Consider the following 15,615-nt stretch of genomic DNA (forward strand, 5'->3'; position numbering starts at 1 on the left):
TGAAGATGGTGGTCAAAGTAAGTTGGAAGCAATCAGCGCAGCAGCAAGCTATAAGCTAACTGGTGGGACAACCACGCCGGCTAACACTGAAGACTTAATGTCTGATGCGATGGAAACTGAGAATTACTCAGTTGTCACCACAGCAGGCTATCCAGAAAATAGCAACATCCATAGCTTGTTAGTTACTACTGTCAAGCGTTTAAGAGATACGGAAGGCATGAAGATTCGTGGTGTGATTCCAGCAAGCTCAAGTATCAATAATGTCAACTACGAAGGCATTTCAGTTGTCTCTAACGGCTTAACGTTGAGCGATGGCACCGATTTATCTGTGACTAATGCCACTGGTTACTTTGCTGGTTTGTCTAGTTCAGTTGATGGTTCAGTTTCACTGACCTATACAGAAATTGAAGATGCAATTAGCGCTAATCCACGGTTGAACAATGAGAAAACTATCGCGGCATTGAATGCTGGTCAGATTGTCTTTTCAACACGTCCGGGTCAACGAGTTGTAATTGAGCAGGACATCAATTCACTGACGAAGTTTACCAAGGATAAGCCTAAGAGCTTCAGCAAGAATAAGGTTCTGCGAGTATTGGACGAAATTGCCACTGACACTGAACAAGTATTTGAACAAAGCTATTTGGGTAAGGTTGGCAATAACGCAGCTGGTCGTGATTTATTTAAGGCTAATCGAGTAAGCTACTTACAAGGTTTAAACGACAGTAACGTAATTCAAGATTTCAGTGCAACCGATATTACGGTTAATCCGGGTGAAGATAGTGATTCTGTTGTTGTTGATCTGGCAGTAAAGCCTGTGGATGCAATGGAGAAACTCTACGTCACGATTAACGTAGGATAAGGAGGTAAAACATGGGATTAGAAGCAGCAGAATTTTTAAGTGGGAAAGATACTATTTCCACTAAAGAAGCTACAGTAACTATGACATTTAATGGCCAAGTTTATAAGATGCTTGAGTGTAAAAAGTTTTCTGCAAAGTTAGAAAAAAATAAAGAGGATATTCAAACTCTGGGAACGCACTGGAAGCGGAAAAAGACAACGTCCATTGAAGGGACAGGGACTATTGGAGCATATATCATTAACTCTAATTTTATTAAAATGGCTCTTCCTTATATTCAAAATGGTAAGGATGCTTATTTTGATATTACATTTACAATTGAAGATGAAACAACCGCTTGGGGTAAGCAAGTTATTCAATTACATAATGTAAACTTTGATGACATTCCAATCGCTGACTTCGAAGCAGATGATGGTGTAATGGATGAGGAAACTGATTTCACATTTGAGGGCTTTGATTTAATTCAAGGCTTTGATAGTACAACTTTTTAAGGAGATAAATGATGGCTGAAAATATTAAAGACTTTTTAATGGAAAATGTTGAGAATCCAATTAAGACAGAAGAAGTTAAATTTAAGCGGTTTAAATCGCCGTTTAAAATTAAGTCGTTAATGGCAGATGAATTAACTAAATTACGTAACGACGCAACTAAACAAGTTTTAAATAAAAAGACCCACCAATATGAGGCTAGAACAGATCAGAACAAACTAACTGACTTGATGATTGAAGCAAGCATTGTGTCACCGAATTTGCACAATGCAGAATTAATGAAGAGTTATGGTGTGGTGGACGGAGATCCGACTGAATTACTTCAAAAAATGCTTACTATGAGTGAGTATGGTGAATTAGCTACTAGAATCAATGACTTATCTAGCGTTGAAGATGCTCAAGCTGTTAAGGAAACGGCAAAAAACTAATAGAAAATTCAATTGGTGATTTCGCTGTTTATCATTATGTACTTAATGAGTACCATTGGACACCAAAACAATGGAGTTCTATGAGTATGCGTGAACAAGCTTTAGTGGCTGGATCAATTGAAGTAAGAGTTAAAAAAGAAAAGGAAGAAGAACGAAAAGCAAAAAGAAAGGCAAGGTCTAAGCATGTTTAGGTCTTGCCTACTTTTTGTTATTTAAAGAGAAAGGAGGTAAATATATGGGGGTAATTGAAACAACTATCAAATTAAATGATGCTTTTAGTGGTACGCTACGAAAACTTGAATCAGGCTTGAATGCTGGTATGAGTGGCTTTAGCAAGCTTAAAAGTTCACTTGGAAATAGTTCTTTTAGCGGAGCAGAAAAGCAATCCAATAGTCTTTTTAAGTCAATGGTTGGCGCACAGGTTGTTGTTGGTGCAATTAGCAAAGGCATAGGACTAGTAAGCAACGGCGTAAATGGTATGATTGGCGAATTAAATGAAGCTAGCGTGTCATGGCAAACTTTTGAAGGCAATATGTTGCAGATTGGCAGAACACCTGCTCAGATTGCAAGTGCTAAGGCTTCGATGCAGGACTTTGCTCAGAAAACAATTTATTCTGCATCTGATATGTCTTCAACATATAGTCAATTAGCAGCTGTTGGTATAAAAAATACAGGCAAACTGGTTAAAGGCTTTGGTGGACTGGCTGCAGCTGCAGTCGATCCACAGCAAGCTATGAAAACACTATCGCAACAAGCAACACAGATGGCAGCTAAGCCTAAAATCCAGTGGATGGACTTTAAGTTGATGCTTGAGCAGACTCCTGCAGGGATGGCAGCTGTTGCTAAAACAATGGGTAAATCTACTAAGCAATTAGTTGCTGATGTTCAAGCTGGTACTGTAAAAACTAAAGACTTTCTTGATGCCGTTGCTAAAACAGGTACTAACGCTAATTTTAGTAAAATGGCTACAGAATATAAGACTGTTGGACAAGCTATGGATGGTCTTAAAGAAACTTTAGCAAATAAATTACAGCCACAATTTCAGAAATTGAGCAAAGTCGGTATTAATGCAATCTCCCAATTAACTGATAAGATTTCATCTATTAATTTTGATTCAATCACAAATAAAGCACTTGGAGCAATCAATTCAATTAAAAATACTATGAGTAGTTTAACTAAAGGATTTAGCTCTAGTGGAATGTTTTCTGGCTTTAATAAAACAGTTCAACATTTTAAGAAAGTTTTTGGGTTACTTGAGGGCAAAAATCCCAAAAAGCCACTAGCAATGGATGGCATGATGAGAAAATTAGCCCCTCCCAAGCTTGATTTAAAAAGCCCTCTATTGAAATCTGGCACAATGAAGCTTTTAGTTACTCCCCAAGTGTCTACTAAAGGAATTGATTTTAAGAGCTTAGCGCAAAAAATTGGAGGATCAATTAATGATTTATTAGCCGGCTTTAATCAGTCTAATGCACTTGAATCAGCTAAGGGAATGATCGATGACATTACTAACTCTGTAAACAACCTAACTAGTAAGACGTCCAAATCCGGACAAAACAGTTTCTTTGAAGAACTTGGCAAGCTGGGTGGTGGTGCTATTGCCGGTGCTGCTAAAGCAATCGGAACCATAGCAAGTGTGATTGGAAAATTAGATCCGGGTATGATTACTGCAATTGGTACAGCGTTTATCATAATGAAAGGCGGAATAAAGGGACTAAAGTTTACGGCTATTGTATGGGGGCTTAATATGCTAAGCAAGATGAATCCAACTGAAATAAAGCTGGTAGCTGGTGCTTTAGGAGCTTTAGCAACTGCAATTGGTGCATTCAAAGTGATTAAAGGCTTCCAAAAAACGATTGATAGTGTTAAAGGTGCTTTTGATTGGTTTGGTAATAAGAAAAAAGTACAAGCACCGAAAATAGAGGCTCCTGCAGACAACGCAGTTAAGCCGTTTGAAGCTTTTTCAAATTTGGCAGGTGGATTACTTAAATTCGCTGGAGCATTACTTTTAGTTTCGGCAGCAGTATGGGTGTTTGCTCAGGCTTCATCTTCGATTAGCAAAAATGGAGGATTAAGTACCTTTATTGGCATGATTGCTACAATTGGTGTGCTTTTAGGACTGGTTATTTTGCTCGGCCCTGCACTTGGAGCAGTAAGTGTAGATTTCTTACTTTTTGGAGCTGCTCTATTAATAATTGGATTGGCAATAGTAATTGCATCGGCTGGACTAGCTTTGCTAGGAACACAGCTGCCTAATATTGCTAATTATGGCTTATCTGCAGCATTAAGTATTCTTGCATTGGCTGGAGCAATTGCAGTGTTTGGATTAACTGCCATAATCGGTGCAGTTGGAATTATTGCTCTTGCATTGGGAATTACAGTTTTGGGCATAGCAATGGTAGTTGGAGCAGTTGGAGCTACTCTTTTTGCAGCATCTTTGATGCTACTTTCAGTATTTGTACTAATAGCAGCACTTGGTGTCAGTATGCTTGGCTTAGGATTATTAGTTGTTGGTCCGTTATCTTTGATTGCTGCAATTGGCTTAATGCTTATGGCTGCAGCATTAGTTATTATCGGCGGTATTGCGATAATAGCTGGTTTAGGCTTAATGATATTGGCAGTTGGCTTAATTATGGTTGCTCCGTTGTCGATGATTGCTGCAGTTGGATTACTTCTTTTAGGAGTTGCAGCAATCGTTCTTGGAGCAGGCTTGATGATAGTAGCAGCAGGTTTAATCGCTGTAGGAACAGGATTCATAGTAGTTGGTGCTGGAATATTGATGATGGTATCAATGTTTATTATGGCAGGGTCGATGATGGTTAGTGCTATTTCTAGTGCTATGAGTGGTGTAGTTAATAGCGTACGTAATGGCATAAGTAACGCTGTTAATGCTGCTAGAGGCTTTGCCAATAGTCTTGTAAGTGTTGGTAGAGACTTGATTCAAGGACTGGTCAATGGTATCCAATCAATGATTGGTAGTGCTATAAGTGCTGTTTCAAGCGTTGCAAGTAAAGTGGTAGGTGCAGCCAAAAGTCTGTTCCGTATTGGCTCACCATCTAAATTATTCAATCAATATGGACGATGGCTTGATCAGGGGTTAATTATTGGTCTTAATCGTGATGCTGGTGCCGCAGCAGATGCATCTGCAAATATGGCACAAGGAGTAGTTGATGCTGCTTCTGGAATGGAAATTAGTAAATTTAATGGAGTTAATCCAGGAGATTTGTTAGCTAATGGCTTTAATCGGGCATTAGATTCAATCGGTGATGTTGTAGATGCAATAACTGGCCTGGACGGAAGCAGAGCTAATATTGGCATATCAGGAATCGGAACTTTAGATTCAAAAACTATTAATTCTGATACAGTTGGATCAGATTTAATTGGTTCTGGCAGCTATGTGGATTCTAATTCGACAGCTGATTATAGTAATAGCCAAGTAGTGACCATTGCTAAAGGTGCCATTGTTGTTAATGGCTCAGACAAGCCACAACAGACGGCTGATGACATAATGACAGCAATTGAGAATCGTATGGTTGAAATTGATAATAGGAGGCTTTAATGGACAATGATGATAAGTTTGCCGTTTACATAACCAACTATGCTGATAACTCAACAATTGAATTGCCACTTAATCCGAGTGACCTAAAAATCAAGTATGAGTCTGATGATAAGACACAAACGGTAATTAACTTGGGTGAGATTAATCAGTTGGGCCCACTGAAGCTTAGCACGATCGAAATTGCGAGTACCTTCCCTAAAGACGATCATTTTGTTTCAACAACAGATTTTCACGAACCGACCTACTATATCGATTGGCTGGAGGAAATTCAGAAGAGTAAAGGTCGAGTGCAGCTAGTAGTCGCTTCTACTGAACTAAGTAGGACAATGACGATTGCTAGCTTTGAGCCAGGTTTCAAAGACGGTTATGATGGCGAGTATATTTACACCTTGGAGTTAAAAGACTATCGGAAAGCAACGTATAAGAAAGTTAAAAAGAAGAAGAAAAAGCGCAAGTCTGGTCATAAGAAGAACCGTAATAGCCCTGCTAAGAAAATTGGTCGTGGCTCAACTGTGATTGTGAATGGCCGCTTGCACTTAGATAGTGATGGCCGTGGCCCAGGAGCTTATGAGAAGAATGCCAAACGTAAGATAACCAACATAGCAACGGGTCACAAGTACCCAATTCATGTTTCAACGTTATCAGGTGGCGCTCGTGGTTGGGTTAAGAAAGGTGATGTGAAGCGAGCATGATAACCTTTTTTCAAATTTGGTCACGAGATAAAAAGAAAGGCTACGATGTTAAAAACATTGTCGCTAATCTGAAATGGGTAACTGATTTGAATTTTTCGGCTGGTCAGCTTAATTTTGATTTAGTTTATCAGGGCAAGACTTATCTACCAGCACTTGGCAGCATTGTTAAGTTTTACTGGGATCATCATAAGGTCTTTTATGGTTATGTGTTTAATGCCAAGCTAAAACATGATAAGACAGTCAGTGTCGTAGCGTATGACAAGACGCGATACTTGAAGAATCAAGATTCTATTGTCTGGAAGACAGGAACAATTGCTGATCGTTTTACTAACGTATGCAAGCGTGCCGGCATCAATCATAAAGTTATTAATAAGCCTAAACATAAGGTAGCTGCGGAAGTGTGTGATGGCAAGTCGTATTTTGACATGCTTAAATCTGCAATATCTAAGACACTGCGAGCAACAGGGCACATGTACTTCATTTACGCTAATTACTCAAGGGTTGAATTATGTCGAGCGCCTCGTAAGAAGCTGAAACTGATTTTGGATCCTGATTCTGGCATGACTAGCTTCACTTTTTCTAAAGACATCGATAACACGGCAAACGTGGTTAAGATTATTCAGAAAAATGTTAAGAAGTCTAAGTCGAAAACAGCTACTGCTTCAGGTGATGATCCTTCTAAGACTAGCTTTAAGGCAGTAACTAAGAAAATGCCGAGCGTTAAGCGTTGGGGCAAATTACAGATTACGCAGAATAAGAAGTCGAAAGCTAATCATGCGCAAATGGTTAAGCAAGCTAAAAATGTCTTAAAGCAAAAGGATTTAGCTAATAAGACATTGACTGTTGATTGCATTGGCAACCTTGATTTGGTGGCTGGCAATTCAGTTGAAGTAAAAATTGTAGGTTATAAGACAATCAAGAATTGCGGGATTCTAAAGGCAACGCATAATTTTAGCACTGATTATAATTGCAGTTTAGAAATGAAGGTGATGGCATCATGGCTGGTGAACGACTCTACAGAATGATGCACGAGAGAGGCGGCTCAGACAATGAGTATTGTGATATTGTTTATGGCACGGTTGATTCAGTTGACCCACTAAAAGTGCAACTGGCTAACGACATGATTCTGACCGATGATTTTATCGTTCTGGGCAAAAATATTGGCAAGATTGTGCTGAATGGCAGAGTTAAAGTCTATGCTCACAGCGACAAGGTTGGCAATGCGTCAGGTAATCGTCCTGAATTGATTGAAAAGGTCAGATATGAGCTTGATAACAGTTTGAAAAAGGATGATAAGGTGACCATGATTCGTATGGATGGTGGCCAGCAATTCTACTTGTTTGAACGTGAACCCAAGAAGCCGCTAAAGCTTGAATAGGAGGTGATAAGTCGTGGACGATGATGATGTGATTATTGATGAAGATGATGACCTAGATACAGTTGACGAAGATCAAGATAATGATGAAGAAGTTGAGGAGGATCAACCGACACTGACTTTTCAAATCAAGAATGGCCGCATACGTAACAAGGTTGATGGATTACCTGCGATGGTGCAGGCGATGTGGAAAATTCTGAAAACTGAACGCTTTGTCTATCCAATTTATAGTGACCAGTATGGCAACGACTTACCAGATTTATTTGGCAAGTCGTTTTCTTATGCTCGTGTTGAAATTAAGCGAATGTTGGAAGAAGCACTGCTTGATGATGACCGAGTAACCGAAGTGACAATTGACAGCATTGAGCAGTCAGACAGCACCACGTTATCCGTGACCGGTACTTGCACCACAATTTATGGCGATGTGCCAATAGAAAGTGAAGTGAAGATAAGTGACACCAGATGATTTAGCAGCGGAATTTGAAGAGCATGACGTTGACTACTATATGGAAGAAATGCTGGACGCAGTACCAGACGACATTGATAAGCGTGAAGGTTCCGTTATTTATGATGCGATTGCACCTGCAGCTTTGGTCATGGCTCAAGAAAATCAGCGTATGGCAACGATTATTAAAGAGACATATGTAAGAACAGCAGACGGCGAGTTCTTAGATTATCGTGCTCAAGAGCGAGGGACGGCTCGATATGCGGCGACACAAACAGAGGTCAAAGCGAAGATAACTGATAGTGATGGGCAACCATTAACAAATATACAGATAGGCGACCAATTCGCAAGTATTGGCGAAACGCCTATTTTTTATACCGTTACGCAAATTTATGATGACTTAACGGTTGCGATGACCGCTGACGACCCTGGGACAACACCTAATGGCTATCTAGGGCAAATTCTGCCAGTTACGCCAAATGACGAGTTGTCCTGGGCGGAAATTACGGAGATTATTGCACCCGCTCGAGATGAAGAAACTGACGACCATTTGCGAGCCAGACTGCTGGGTTCAGATGATTGGATTGCCTACGGTGGTAATGTCGCGGACTACCTAGCAATGACAAGCAAAATTACCGAGGTCGGTGCAACACAGGTTTATCCAGTCTGGAATGGTGCGGGAACAGTCAAGCTGGTCATTCTGAATAACGATTTAATGCCAGCTAATCAGGATTTAATTACAAAGGTTAAAAATTTGATTGACCCTACCGATAGTGAAGTTCAAGGTTATGGCTTAGCACCGATTGATCATCAGGTTACTGTAACTGCACCCACAGACTTGACCGTTGATATTGCGACAAATATACAGATTGACAGTCAACACAGTGCAGATGCAGTGAAACAGCAAATTAATGACCAATTGACCGAGTATTTTAAAAACTTGCGAGCAAGCTGGAATTTAATTGATCCGAAAACTGGTCGTGGTTACGCCATGATGATTTACCGATCAAAAATACTGTCGCAAATCATGCAAATTGAAGGCGTAATGAATGCCACAATTCCTAGCTTGAATGGGAAAGATGAAGATGTGTCGTTAGTGTTTGATAATAATACTTCGCAATTACCAATCTTGGGGACGGTGACACTGAATGAGTAATAACTTGATGAATTATTTACCAGATTACTACCAAGATGTGTACGAAATGCAGGCAATTATGCATGCACACGGGCAAGTCTTAGATGAATTTGAGAGTAGGCAAATTCGGACGCTACTCAATCAATTTGTCACGCAGACCGATAGCAAGGGCATTGCAGTATTTGAAAATCAGGTTGGTGTGCAGCCAAGTCCTGGTGATGATTTAGCTACCAGACAGAACAGAGTGCTGATGCACTTACTGCCACCAAGACCAATAACAATCAGATATTTGCGAGAGTTATTTCAGACATTGAAAATACCAGTCAACATTACGATTGATTATGGTCAAAGAAACGCTATCGTTGAAGGCAATAGTAGCAGTATTACTGATACGCAAATTGACAATATACGTTATATTTTGAACGTTTATTTGCCAGCTAATATGATTTATGAAATCAAGATTGCCTTGAAGCAGGCACTAATTGGTAATGACTTATTTATTGGCATTGGCATGAAGTCAAAAGTAACAACGGTAATTGATGCGAATGTGTCGCAGATTTTTTAAAGGAAGTGATAAAAATTGTCAAAATATAATAAGACCGTACTGACGAATGCTGGGATTGACTTAGCTAAGAAAGTAAACGCTGGACGAGCCAAATTCAGCATTACTAAAGCAGCTACTAGTTCAGAGAACTTGTCTGATAAAAGCATTGCAGACTTGCAGAATATGACTGAACTGCCAAGCATTATGCAATATGGCTTGATTACTGACGTTGAGGACTCAGCGTTAGATAAAGATACCGTAATTGGCATGGATTTAAAGTTCAATAACAAAGAATTGGCACATGGTTACAGCGTTAATGCGATTGGCTTGTATGCCAAAGAAGATGGAGGCAACGAATTTTTGTATGCCATTGCCACAGCTGTTGATCCGGAGCATATGCCTGACTTTAACAACAAGGCAATGTTCCAATTCAACATAACTATGTATGTGGTAGTTGGGCAGTCTAGTAGTGTTACGATTAACGTCACTGAAGAAGGCGTGGCGACTAAGCAAGATTTGGCAGCAGTTGAAGTAGAAGTAGGCAAAAAAGCTAACGCCACCGATGTTTATGATAAGACTACCATTAACCAGAAGTTTGGACTTAAAGCTAATAAAACTGACGTTACCAATCAAATCAATCAAGCTAAGGGTGAGGCTGAAAAATATGCTTACGACCAAGCTAAAATTAACGATGATAACTTTAAAGCGTTAAAGCAGCGAGTTGATACTGACGAAACTACTAAGGCCAATAAAGCCGATGTTTATAATAAGCAAGAAGTTGACGATAAAGTTGCTGCAGCAGGTAAAGTTAAATCGGTAAATGGTGGCATGGGTGATGTGCAGCTAGGTGGAACTAACCTTTTTATCAAATCGACATTGCAACATGGCTGGCTAGACCATACAGCTCAAGGCGGCGTCCAGTATAGTGAAGTTGATTATCATACGGACTATATTTGGGTAAATGGTAAATCAAAATTTACCTTAATCTTTTATCAACCCAGTGAGTACGTCAAAAGTCACTATACCAATGCTCAAATCGACTTTTATGATGAAAACCAAAGTTGGATAGGTCGGGTTGATACTGGTAATGGATGGATAGTGGAAGCTGATGATATATGGCTTCCCTTTAGTCTAGCTGATGGTACTTTTTGGCTGCGAGTATCGATAAACTACGGCAGCACGGCTGAAAAAGATAGCAGTAAAACTAAACTTGAGTACGGTACAGTTGTGACGGATTGGTCACCAGCTCCAGAAGACATGATTAGTGATAAGGATTTTGAGCAGTTCAAGCAAGACAATCAGAATGCTTTGAATAGCAAAGCGACACCTAATGATGTGGCTCAAGCTGAAAATCGTGCTAATGCTCATGCAGACAGTGTTGCAGGCACTGCACAATCGAATGCCCAAAATTATACTAGTTCTCAGTTAGCTAATTACTATAATAAACAACAAGCTGACAATGCCTTAACTCAAAAAGCACCTTCGACCGTTGATGGTCATGATGTGGCGCACCTGCTGCACAACTTCGTTTCTCTATGGGGCGGCGATGCCGAACGTGAGCCACAAATCAACGGAAATTCAACCCACTTTTTCGATCAAATTGAACTGGTCGGTAGAGTACTTACTGCCAGTGGATTTTTTTCGACAGATAGTAACAATTTCACGTTCCCAATTCGAAAAGATGACGGGAGTTATTCAAATGAACAGTTGGCTACTGCATTAAAGTTAATCAGTGAATATGTGTATGCTGCTAAAGGTTATACAGATACAAGTGTCAATGCGATACCTCGTTATTCTGAAAATTTATTAATTAATTCTTCGACTTACTTACAGTCAATTGGTGGGAATGGGCTGATAAATGAAACTAAGGTACCAGCTGCTAAGGGAGATAAGTTTTCCATCGGTGCTTGGATTGATAACACTAAAGACGCAGGCGATGATTGCGTTGCAATATGGCTTTACGATGCTCAAGATACAGCTATTGCTGTTGCTAAAGGGAATGTTATTGCAGCTGGAAAATCAGGATACTCAAACGTAACTACTACTATTAGCTATGATCAAACTACTTATGTTACAGCTCATATTTCTGGAACAGGTACGCAGTATAAAGAAGTTAAGTTGGCGAAATGGGAAAATGGTTTGCCGCCTAATATGACGTATAATCATAATCCTGCTGATGAGGAATTGGATGCTAATCTAGCTTTAGATAAAGCTAAGAAGTATGCAGATAGTGCAGCAACTAGCGCTCAAAACAATGCTAACAGCTATACTAATGGTATTTTGATTGCGCCTAAACAAGATATTAGCAATCTTAAAGGACGTGTAACTGCATTGGAAAATCGCGAGTATGCTAAAGATGCAGGTACCGATGCCGACGCGTTAACATATTCGCAAGCACACCCTAGTGTGATTGTGTTTGGCGACTAGAAAGGAGCGGAATAAATGATTTTTAACGGTAAAAAGCATAGTCATTTTTTCTTAAATGGTTTTAAGTTTGAGTACAGTCTGAGAGATTTAATTGGTAAAACTATTACGGTTAAGACTGACACCCAAGCTTATGATGAGCATGGTCATCAAATTGCGATTGCTAATAACAATCAAATAGTCAAAGTGGTCAATTATTTAGAAAATAAAGATGTTCGGTTAATTTACGCTTGGGTTTTTACCACTAATCAAGAGTCTGAATATTGCTATTTAAAGCCAGAAAATATTTTGTTTGGTAATCAGCTTGATGCTTTAAGTAAAAATGGGGGGGTAAAAGCCCTAGCTATCAGCCTTCTTAGACGTTTCTTTAGCATGGAGGTGATTCCATGCTGATGTACAATGGCAAGCAATATGACCATTTATTTTATGCTGGACAGAAGCTAATGCTGGAAAATTATTTACCAAAATATTTTAGTTTTACAAATAGTGGCAATCAAAATGCAAAAGAATATTCTTTAAATTTATATGATGGTAAACCAGTTTTTATCAAATCTGATAAAAATATTTTAGGAGTTGATTCTGCTTATGTAGAATTTGGTAATTTTCATCGAGTAATGATAAATCAAATTGTTAGTTATAATGATGAAGATTACGCTCTGGTTAGATGTATATCCCATGCTGCAGATTATGCAGGTGGTGACATCTATACTGAAATTACTTGGATTAAAATGAGCGATTTTGGCGGAGCGGTATTAATAGAAAATTAATTTGCACTCTTAATGAGTGCTTTTTTAATAGAAAGGATTTTTTAAAATGACAGAAGAAGCAAAAACATATATTTATTACAGAAGTGACAATCAAGTGCCGTATGCAATTGATAGAGAGGAACAGCCTTTTGGTGATTATATTCCATATCCTTTTGTGGCTGAGGCACCAGACCCGTCAATTCAATCGCCTAAGTATGACTGGAATAAGCGTGAATGGTTTGAATATCAGCCTGATGCGCAGGGGCAATTGATCAATCAACTGTCAGCTGATGTTGAAAACGTAAAGACTGATACAGAATCAATTAAGGAAGATAAGACGGCAATTGACCAGACACTTACTTCGCTTCAAACAGGGCAAACAACAATTGGACAACAGGTCGGCAATGTTGTTGATATGATGTCACAAATGATGGCAGCCATGGCAGAAACACCCACAGCTGATACTGGAAAGGAAGCTAAATAATGTTTAATTTGAAACAATTTGCACCAATGATGGAAAAAGTATATCAATCACTTTATAATTCAAAGATTTACGATAAAGCTAAAATTGCTTCGTTTGTAGCACTGGGCACGATTGACGCTGCAGCGTATAAACGAATTATAGGGGAAGATTATTCAGAAGCATCTACTGAAAATAGTAAGTAGGTGCTATTTTATTGGACTGGAACAGCTTGATACAAGTAATTATAGAATCAGGTATTATTCAATTTTTTGTTGGTCTTTGGACCGGTCATCGTAAAAAAGTAAAAACAAATCAGCAATTAACTTCAGAAATACCAGACATTGAGAAGACATTAAAAAATCTGAACAACAAGCTAAATGATATTGGTGACGGTGTAAAAGAAGTGTTGCATTCAGAATTAGATGGCTTGTGTTTTAAAATCAAACGTCAAGATGGTGGCACGGAAGAGCAAAACAATCGTTTGGATAATATCTACAAGAGTTATAAGGCACTACATGGTAATGGTGCTGGAACCAAATTATATGAAGAAACTAAAAAATTACCGATTATTGATAAGGAGACTGAAAGATGAGCATTAAAGATTATTTAGACTTAGGTTATGCAGGTTTAGTAGTTGTTGCTATTGTGGCTTATGTTGGCGTTAAGGTCTACGGCGAACATCATACTATTAAAAATAAATGGGTGGCTGAAATTCCTAATTTAGCAGCGGCCTTTGTTCACGAAGCAGAAACTACTGGCGGTGATGGCACAAAAAAGATGGACATCGTAATCACTAGTGTGGTAAATATTTTAACCAGTCACGGTGTCAAAATTGATCCTACCATTGAAGCTGCGATTAAGGCGTATGCCGAAAAGGAAGTAGCTAAGATGAATGCCAATAAACCTACTACAAAACCAGCCGATAAAGCAGAATCAGTAGATAATTTTGACGAAACTAAGGTTAAAGATGAAGTAGGAACTGATAGCAATGCTTAATGTTATTGACGTTTCGAACAATAATGCAGGTCTTGACCTAACTAAAATCAAAGCTGATGGCGTGATTGCGAAAGTAGCCGAAGGTACCAATTTTACTGATTGGACCATGCCTACTTTTATGAGGCAAGCTGATAAAGCACATATACTTAAAGGCCTGTATTTTTTCGCAAGACCTGGTGATTGGAAAATACAAGCTGATTTCTTTCTCAGAATTGCCAAACCATACCTCAGTGATGTTATCTTGGTGCTTGATTATGAGAGCACCGTAGTAAATTATGGCGGTGTGCAGTGGGCTAAGAACTGGCTTGACTATGTTTATAGCAAGACTGGCACTAAGCCATTAATTTACATGGGTCTAGCTGACGAAAATTACTATGATTGGACAACTGTTGCTAAGAAATACTCCTTGTGGGTGGCGCAATACAACGATATGAATATTCATTATGGCTTCAAGGTTCGTACGCTTTACGGTAAGGTAAATCACTGGCATAAGATGGCCATATTTCAGTACACACCTAACGGTAGACTAACAGGTTATCCAGGACCTTTGGATTTGGATACTTATTATGGTAAGAAAAGTGATTGGGACAATCATAAGCATAACGATACAGGAAGTGATGAAGAAATGACTTGGAAAGTTAAGGTACCGATTACGGCATACGGTGGCTTTTTAGTAACCAAGCAAGCTGGAGCTACCTTATGGGACGGACCCAACAATGATAAAAAGCTAGGCATGTTAGGATATGGCAAACCGATTGTTGTTACTGGGTATGAAAAGGGATTTTACAAAACTAGCAAAGGCTACATTGACCCACGAACTGGGGTCTTTAAGAAAAATCCGTTGCTGGATAATCCTGACATCCACAGTGTGATTGAAGTAACTGGTAATGCTAAAGGCCATGCAGAAGCTGATGGTCCAGTGACAGGGCGAAAGTTTAAGAAAGGCGATAGGTACAAAGCTTATAAGCTGCGTAAGAACTACCTGCTGATTGGTGCAGGTAAAGATAAATGGATTAATGGCGAAAAAGTAGGATTAATTTTATAATAGCGATGATATGTTATTTAAACATATTGATACAAAGAAAGACCGCTCTGGAGGACAAAACCTCTGGGGCGGCCTTTTTTCGTTCATAAATCGAAAAAGATTCAAAAGGGCCATTATTGATGTAGCAGTGTTAACAGCAATTTTCGAAAAAGAATCAAACGTGTTATAATTTAGCTAATCAAGTAATTGCCACGTTTGTGGCCGACAGCAGCTATTAAATTAGCGTAGTAAGCAATCTGATCAGTTACTGAAGCTGTCTTAATAAAACAAATACCACCCGTTAATTCGAGTGGTATTTTTGATAGCTATGTTAGCCAAAATGTTAGCCAACTTTTTTATTTCTTAGGTTTTCTAAAGGTTTCTTTTTATAAAAAATAGCTATTTAAAGGCATTTCTGCTTACTAAAGTTTTCTAATATT

The 15,615-nt window shown here is 39.0% G+C and carries 18 protein-coding genes; all 18 read left to right on the forward strand.

Going from position 1 to position 15,615, the window contains the following annotated elements; all coding sequences use genetic code 11:
* The coding region (locus PT287_RS08985) for a phage tail sheath C-terminal domain-containing protein (protein WP_277134335.1) at nucleotides 1-859 on the forward strand (859 nt) is incomplete at its 5' end.
* Between the two features lie 11 nt (nucleotides 860-870).
* Complete coding sequence (locus PT287_RS08990; RefSeq protein ID WP_277134336.1) at nucleotides 871-1,347, forward strand: phage tail tube protein; 477 nt, start codon at nucleotides 871-873, stop codon at nucleotides 1,345-1,347.
* 11 nt (nucleotides 1,348-1,358) lie between these two features.
* A complete protein-coding gene (locus tag PT287_RS08995) occupies nucleotides 1,359-1,772 on the forward strand; it encodes a hypothetical protein (RefSeq protein WP_277134337.1) in 414 nt (137 codons plus the stop codon).
* 235 nt (nucleotides 1,773-2,007) lie between these two features.
* Complete coding sequence (locus PT287_RS09000; RefSeq protein WP_277134339.1) at nucleotides 2,008-5,331, forward strand: tape measure protein; 3,324 nt, start codon at nucleotides 2,008-2,010, stop codon at nucleotides 5,329-5,331.
* On the forward strand, nucleotides 5,331-6,023 hold the full coding sequence (locus tag PT287_RS09005; RefSeq protein ID WP_277134341.1) for a hypothetical protein: 693 nt from the start codon (nucleotides 5,331-5,333) through the stop codon (nucleotides 6,021-6,023). The genes PT287_RS09000 and PT287_RS09005 overlap by 1 nt, the downstream gene beginning before the upstream one ends.
* Nucleotides 6,020-7,048 carry a late control protein D gene (locus PT287_RS09010; protein WP_277134342.1) on the forward strand — a complete coding sequence of 343 codons (1,029 nt, stop codon included), beginning with the start codon at nucleotides 6,020-6,022 and terminating at the stop codon, nucleotides 7,046-7,048. Before PT287_RS09005 ends, PT287_RS09010 begins: the two co-directional genes overlap by 4 nt.
* Nucleotides 7,021-7,401, forward strand: coding sequence for a DUF2577 domain-containing protein (locus PT287_RS09015; RefSeq protein WP_277134344.1), 381 nt, complete (start codon nucleotides 7,021-7,023; stop codon nucleotides 7,399-7,401). Before PT287_RS09010 ends, PT287_RS09015 begins: the two co-directional genes overlap by 28 nt.
* A 112-nt stretch (nucleotides 7,402-7,513) precedes the next feature.
* Nucleotides 7,514-7,864, forward strand: a complete 351-nt coding sequence (locus PT287_RS09020; RefSeq protein ID WP_277134512.1) for a DUF2634 domain-containing protein — start codon at nucleotides 7,514-7,516, stop codon at nucleotides 7,862-7,864.
* A complete protein-coding gene (locus PT287_RS09025; protein ID WP_277134345.1) occupies nucleotides 7,851-8,999 on the forward strand; it encodes a baseplate J/gp47 family protein in 1,149 nt (382 codons plus the stop codon). The genes PT287_RS09020 and PT287_RS09025 overlap by 14 nt, the downstream gene beginning before the upstream one ends.
* Nucleotides 8,992-9,543 carry a putative phage tail protein gene (locus PT287_RS09030; protein ID WP_277134347.1) on the forward strand — a complete coding sequence of 184 codons (552 nt, stop codon included), beginning with the start codon at nucleotides 8,992-8,994 and terminating at the stop codon, nucleotides 9,541-9,543. The genes PT287_RS09025 and PT287_RS09030 overlap by 8 nt, the downstream gene beginning before the upstream one ends.
* A gap of 15 nt (nucleotides 9,544-9,558) precedes the next feature.
* Nucleotides 9,559-11,949 (forward strand): hypothetical protein, encoded by a 2,391-nt coding sequence (locus PT287_RS09035; RefSeq protein ID WP_277134348.1) that lies wholly within the window; start codon nucleotides 9,559-9,561, stop codon nucleotides 11,947-11,949.
* 15 nt (nucleotides 11,950-11,964) lie between these two features.
* Nucleotides 11,965-12,339 carry a hypothetical protein gene (locus PT287_RS09040; RefSeq protein ID WP_277134349.1) on the forward strand — a complete coding sequence of 125 codons (375 nt, stop codon included), beginning with the start codon at nucleotides 11,965-11,967 and terminating at the stop codon, nucleotides 12,337-12,339.
* A complete protein-coding gene (locus PT287_RS09045; RefSeq protein WP_277134351.1) occupies nucleotides 12,339-12,713 on the forward strand; it encodes a hypothetical protein in 375 nt (124 codons plus the stop codon). The genes PT287_RS09040 and PT287_RS09045 overlap by 1 nt, the downstream gene beginning before the upstream one ends.
* Nucleotides 12,714-12,759: 46 nt before the next feature.
* Nucleotides 12,760-13,176: a hypothetical protein gene (locus PT287_RS09050; RefSeq protein WP_277134353.1), complete on the forward strand. Its 417-nt coding sequence runs from the start codon at nucleotides 12,760-12,762 to the stop codon at nucleotides 13,174-13,176.
* On the forward strand, nucleotides 13,176-13,358 hold the full coding sequence (locus tag PT287_RS09055; protein ID WP_277134355.1) for an XkdX family protein: 183 nt from the start codon (nucleotides 13,176-13,178) through the stop codon (nucleotides 13,356-13,358). Before PT287_RS09050 ends, PT287_RS09055 begins: the two co-directional genes overlap by 1 nt.
* 11 nt (nucleotides 13,359-13,369) lie before the next feature.
* A complete protein-coding gene (locus tag PT287_RS09060; RefSeq protein ID WP_277134357.1) occupies nucleotides 13,370-13,747 on the forward strand; it encodes a hypothetical protein in 378 nt (125 codons plus the stop codon).
* Entirely contained in the window at nucleotides 13,744-14,151 is a 408-nt protein-coding gene (locus PT287_RS09065; RefSeq protein ID WP_277134359.1) for a phage holin, LLH family, read from the forward strand. Before PT287_RS09060 ends, PT287_RS09065 begins: the two co-directional genes overlap by 4 nt.
* On the forward strand, nucleotides 14,144-15,196 hold the full coding sequence (locus PT287_RS09070) for a GH25 family lysozyme (RefSeq protein WP_277134360.1): 1,053 nt from the start codon (nucleotides 14,144-14,146) through the stop codon (nucleotides 15,194-15,196). The genes PT287_RS09065 and PT287_RS09070 overlap by 8 nt, the downstream gene beginning before the upstream one ends.
* Nucleotides 15,197-15,615: the final 419 nt, after the last annotated feature.

The sequence above is a fragment of the Lactobacillus sp. ESL0679 genome (genome assembly GCF_029433515.1).
Taxonomy (GTDB): Bacteria; Bacillota; Bacilli; order Lactobacillales; family Lactobacillaceae; genus Lactobacillus.

What these genes read in the sequence shown, in the direction of transcription:
- PT287_RS08990 (WP_277134336.1), top strand. Translation starts at nt 871, where the DNA reads ATGGGATTAGAAGCAGCAGAATTTTTAAGTGGGAAAGATACTATTTCC.
- PT287_RS08995 (WP_277134337.1), top strand. Translation starts at nt 1,359, where the DNA reads ATGGCTGAAAATATTAAAGACTTTTTAATGGAAAATGTTGAGAATCCA.
- PT287_RS09000 (WP_277134339.1), top strand. Translation starts at nt 2,008, where the DNA reads ATGGGGGTAATTGAAACAACTATCAAATTAAATGATGCTTTTAGTGGT.
- PT287_RS09005 (WP_277134341.1), top strand. Translation starts at nt 5,331, where the DNA reads ATGGACAATGATGATAAGTTTGCCGTTTACATAACCAACTATGCTGAT.
- PT287_RS09010 (WP_277134342.1), top strand. Translation starts at nt 6,020, where the DNA reads ATGATAACCTTTTTTCAAATTTGGTCACGAGATAAAAAGAAAGGCTAC.
- PT287_RS09015 (WP_277134344.1), top strand. Translation starts at nt 7,021, where the DNA reads ATGGCTGGTGAACGACTCTACAGAATGATGCACGAGAGAGGCGGCTCA.
- PT287_RS09030 (WP_277134347.1), top strand. Translation starts at nt 8,992, where the DNA reads ATGAGTAATAACTTGATGAATTATTTACCAGATTACTACCAAGATGTG.
- PT287_RS09040 (WP_277134349.1), top strand. Translation starts at nt 11,965, where the DNA reads ATGATTTTTAACGGTAAAAAGCATAGTCATTTTTTCTTAAATGGTTTT.
- PT287_RS09045 (WP_277134351.1), top strand. Translation starts at nt 12,339, where the DNA reads ATGTACAATGGCAAGCAATATGACCATTTATTTTATGCTGGACAGAAG.
- PT287_RS09050 (WP_277134353.1), top strand. Translation starts at nt 12,760, where the DNA reads ATGACAGAAGAAGCAAAAACATATATTTATTACAGAAGTGACAATCAA.
- PT287_RS09055 (WP_277134355.1), top strand. Translation starts at nt 13,176, where the DNA reads ATGTTTAATTTGAAACAATTTGCACCAATGATGGAAAAAGTATATCAA.
- PT287_RS09065 (WP_277134359.1), top strand. Translation starts at nt 13,744, where the DNA reads ATGAGCATTAAAGATTATTTAGACTTAGGTTATGCAGGTTTAGTAGTT.
- PT287_RS09070 (WP_277134360.1), top strand. Translation starts at nt 14,144, where the DNA reads ATGCTTAATGTTATTGACGTTTCGAACAATAATGCAGGTCTTGACCTA.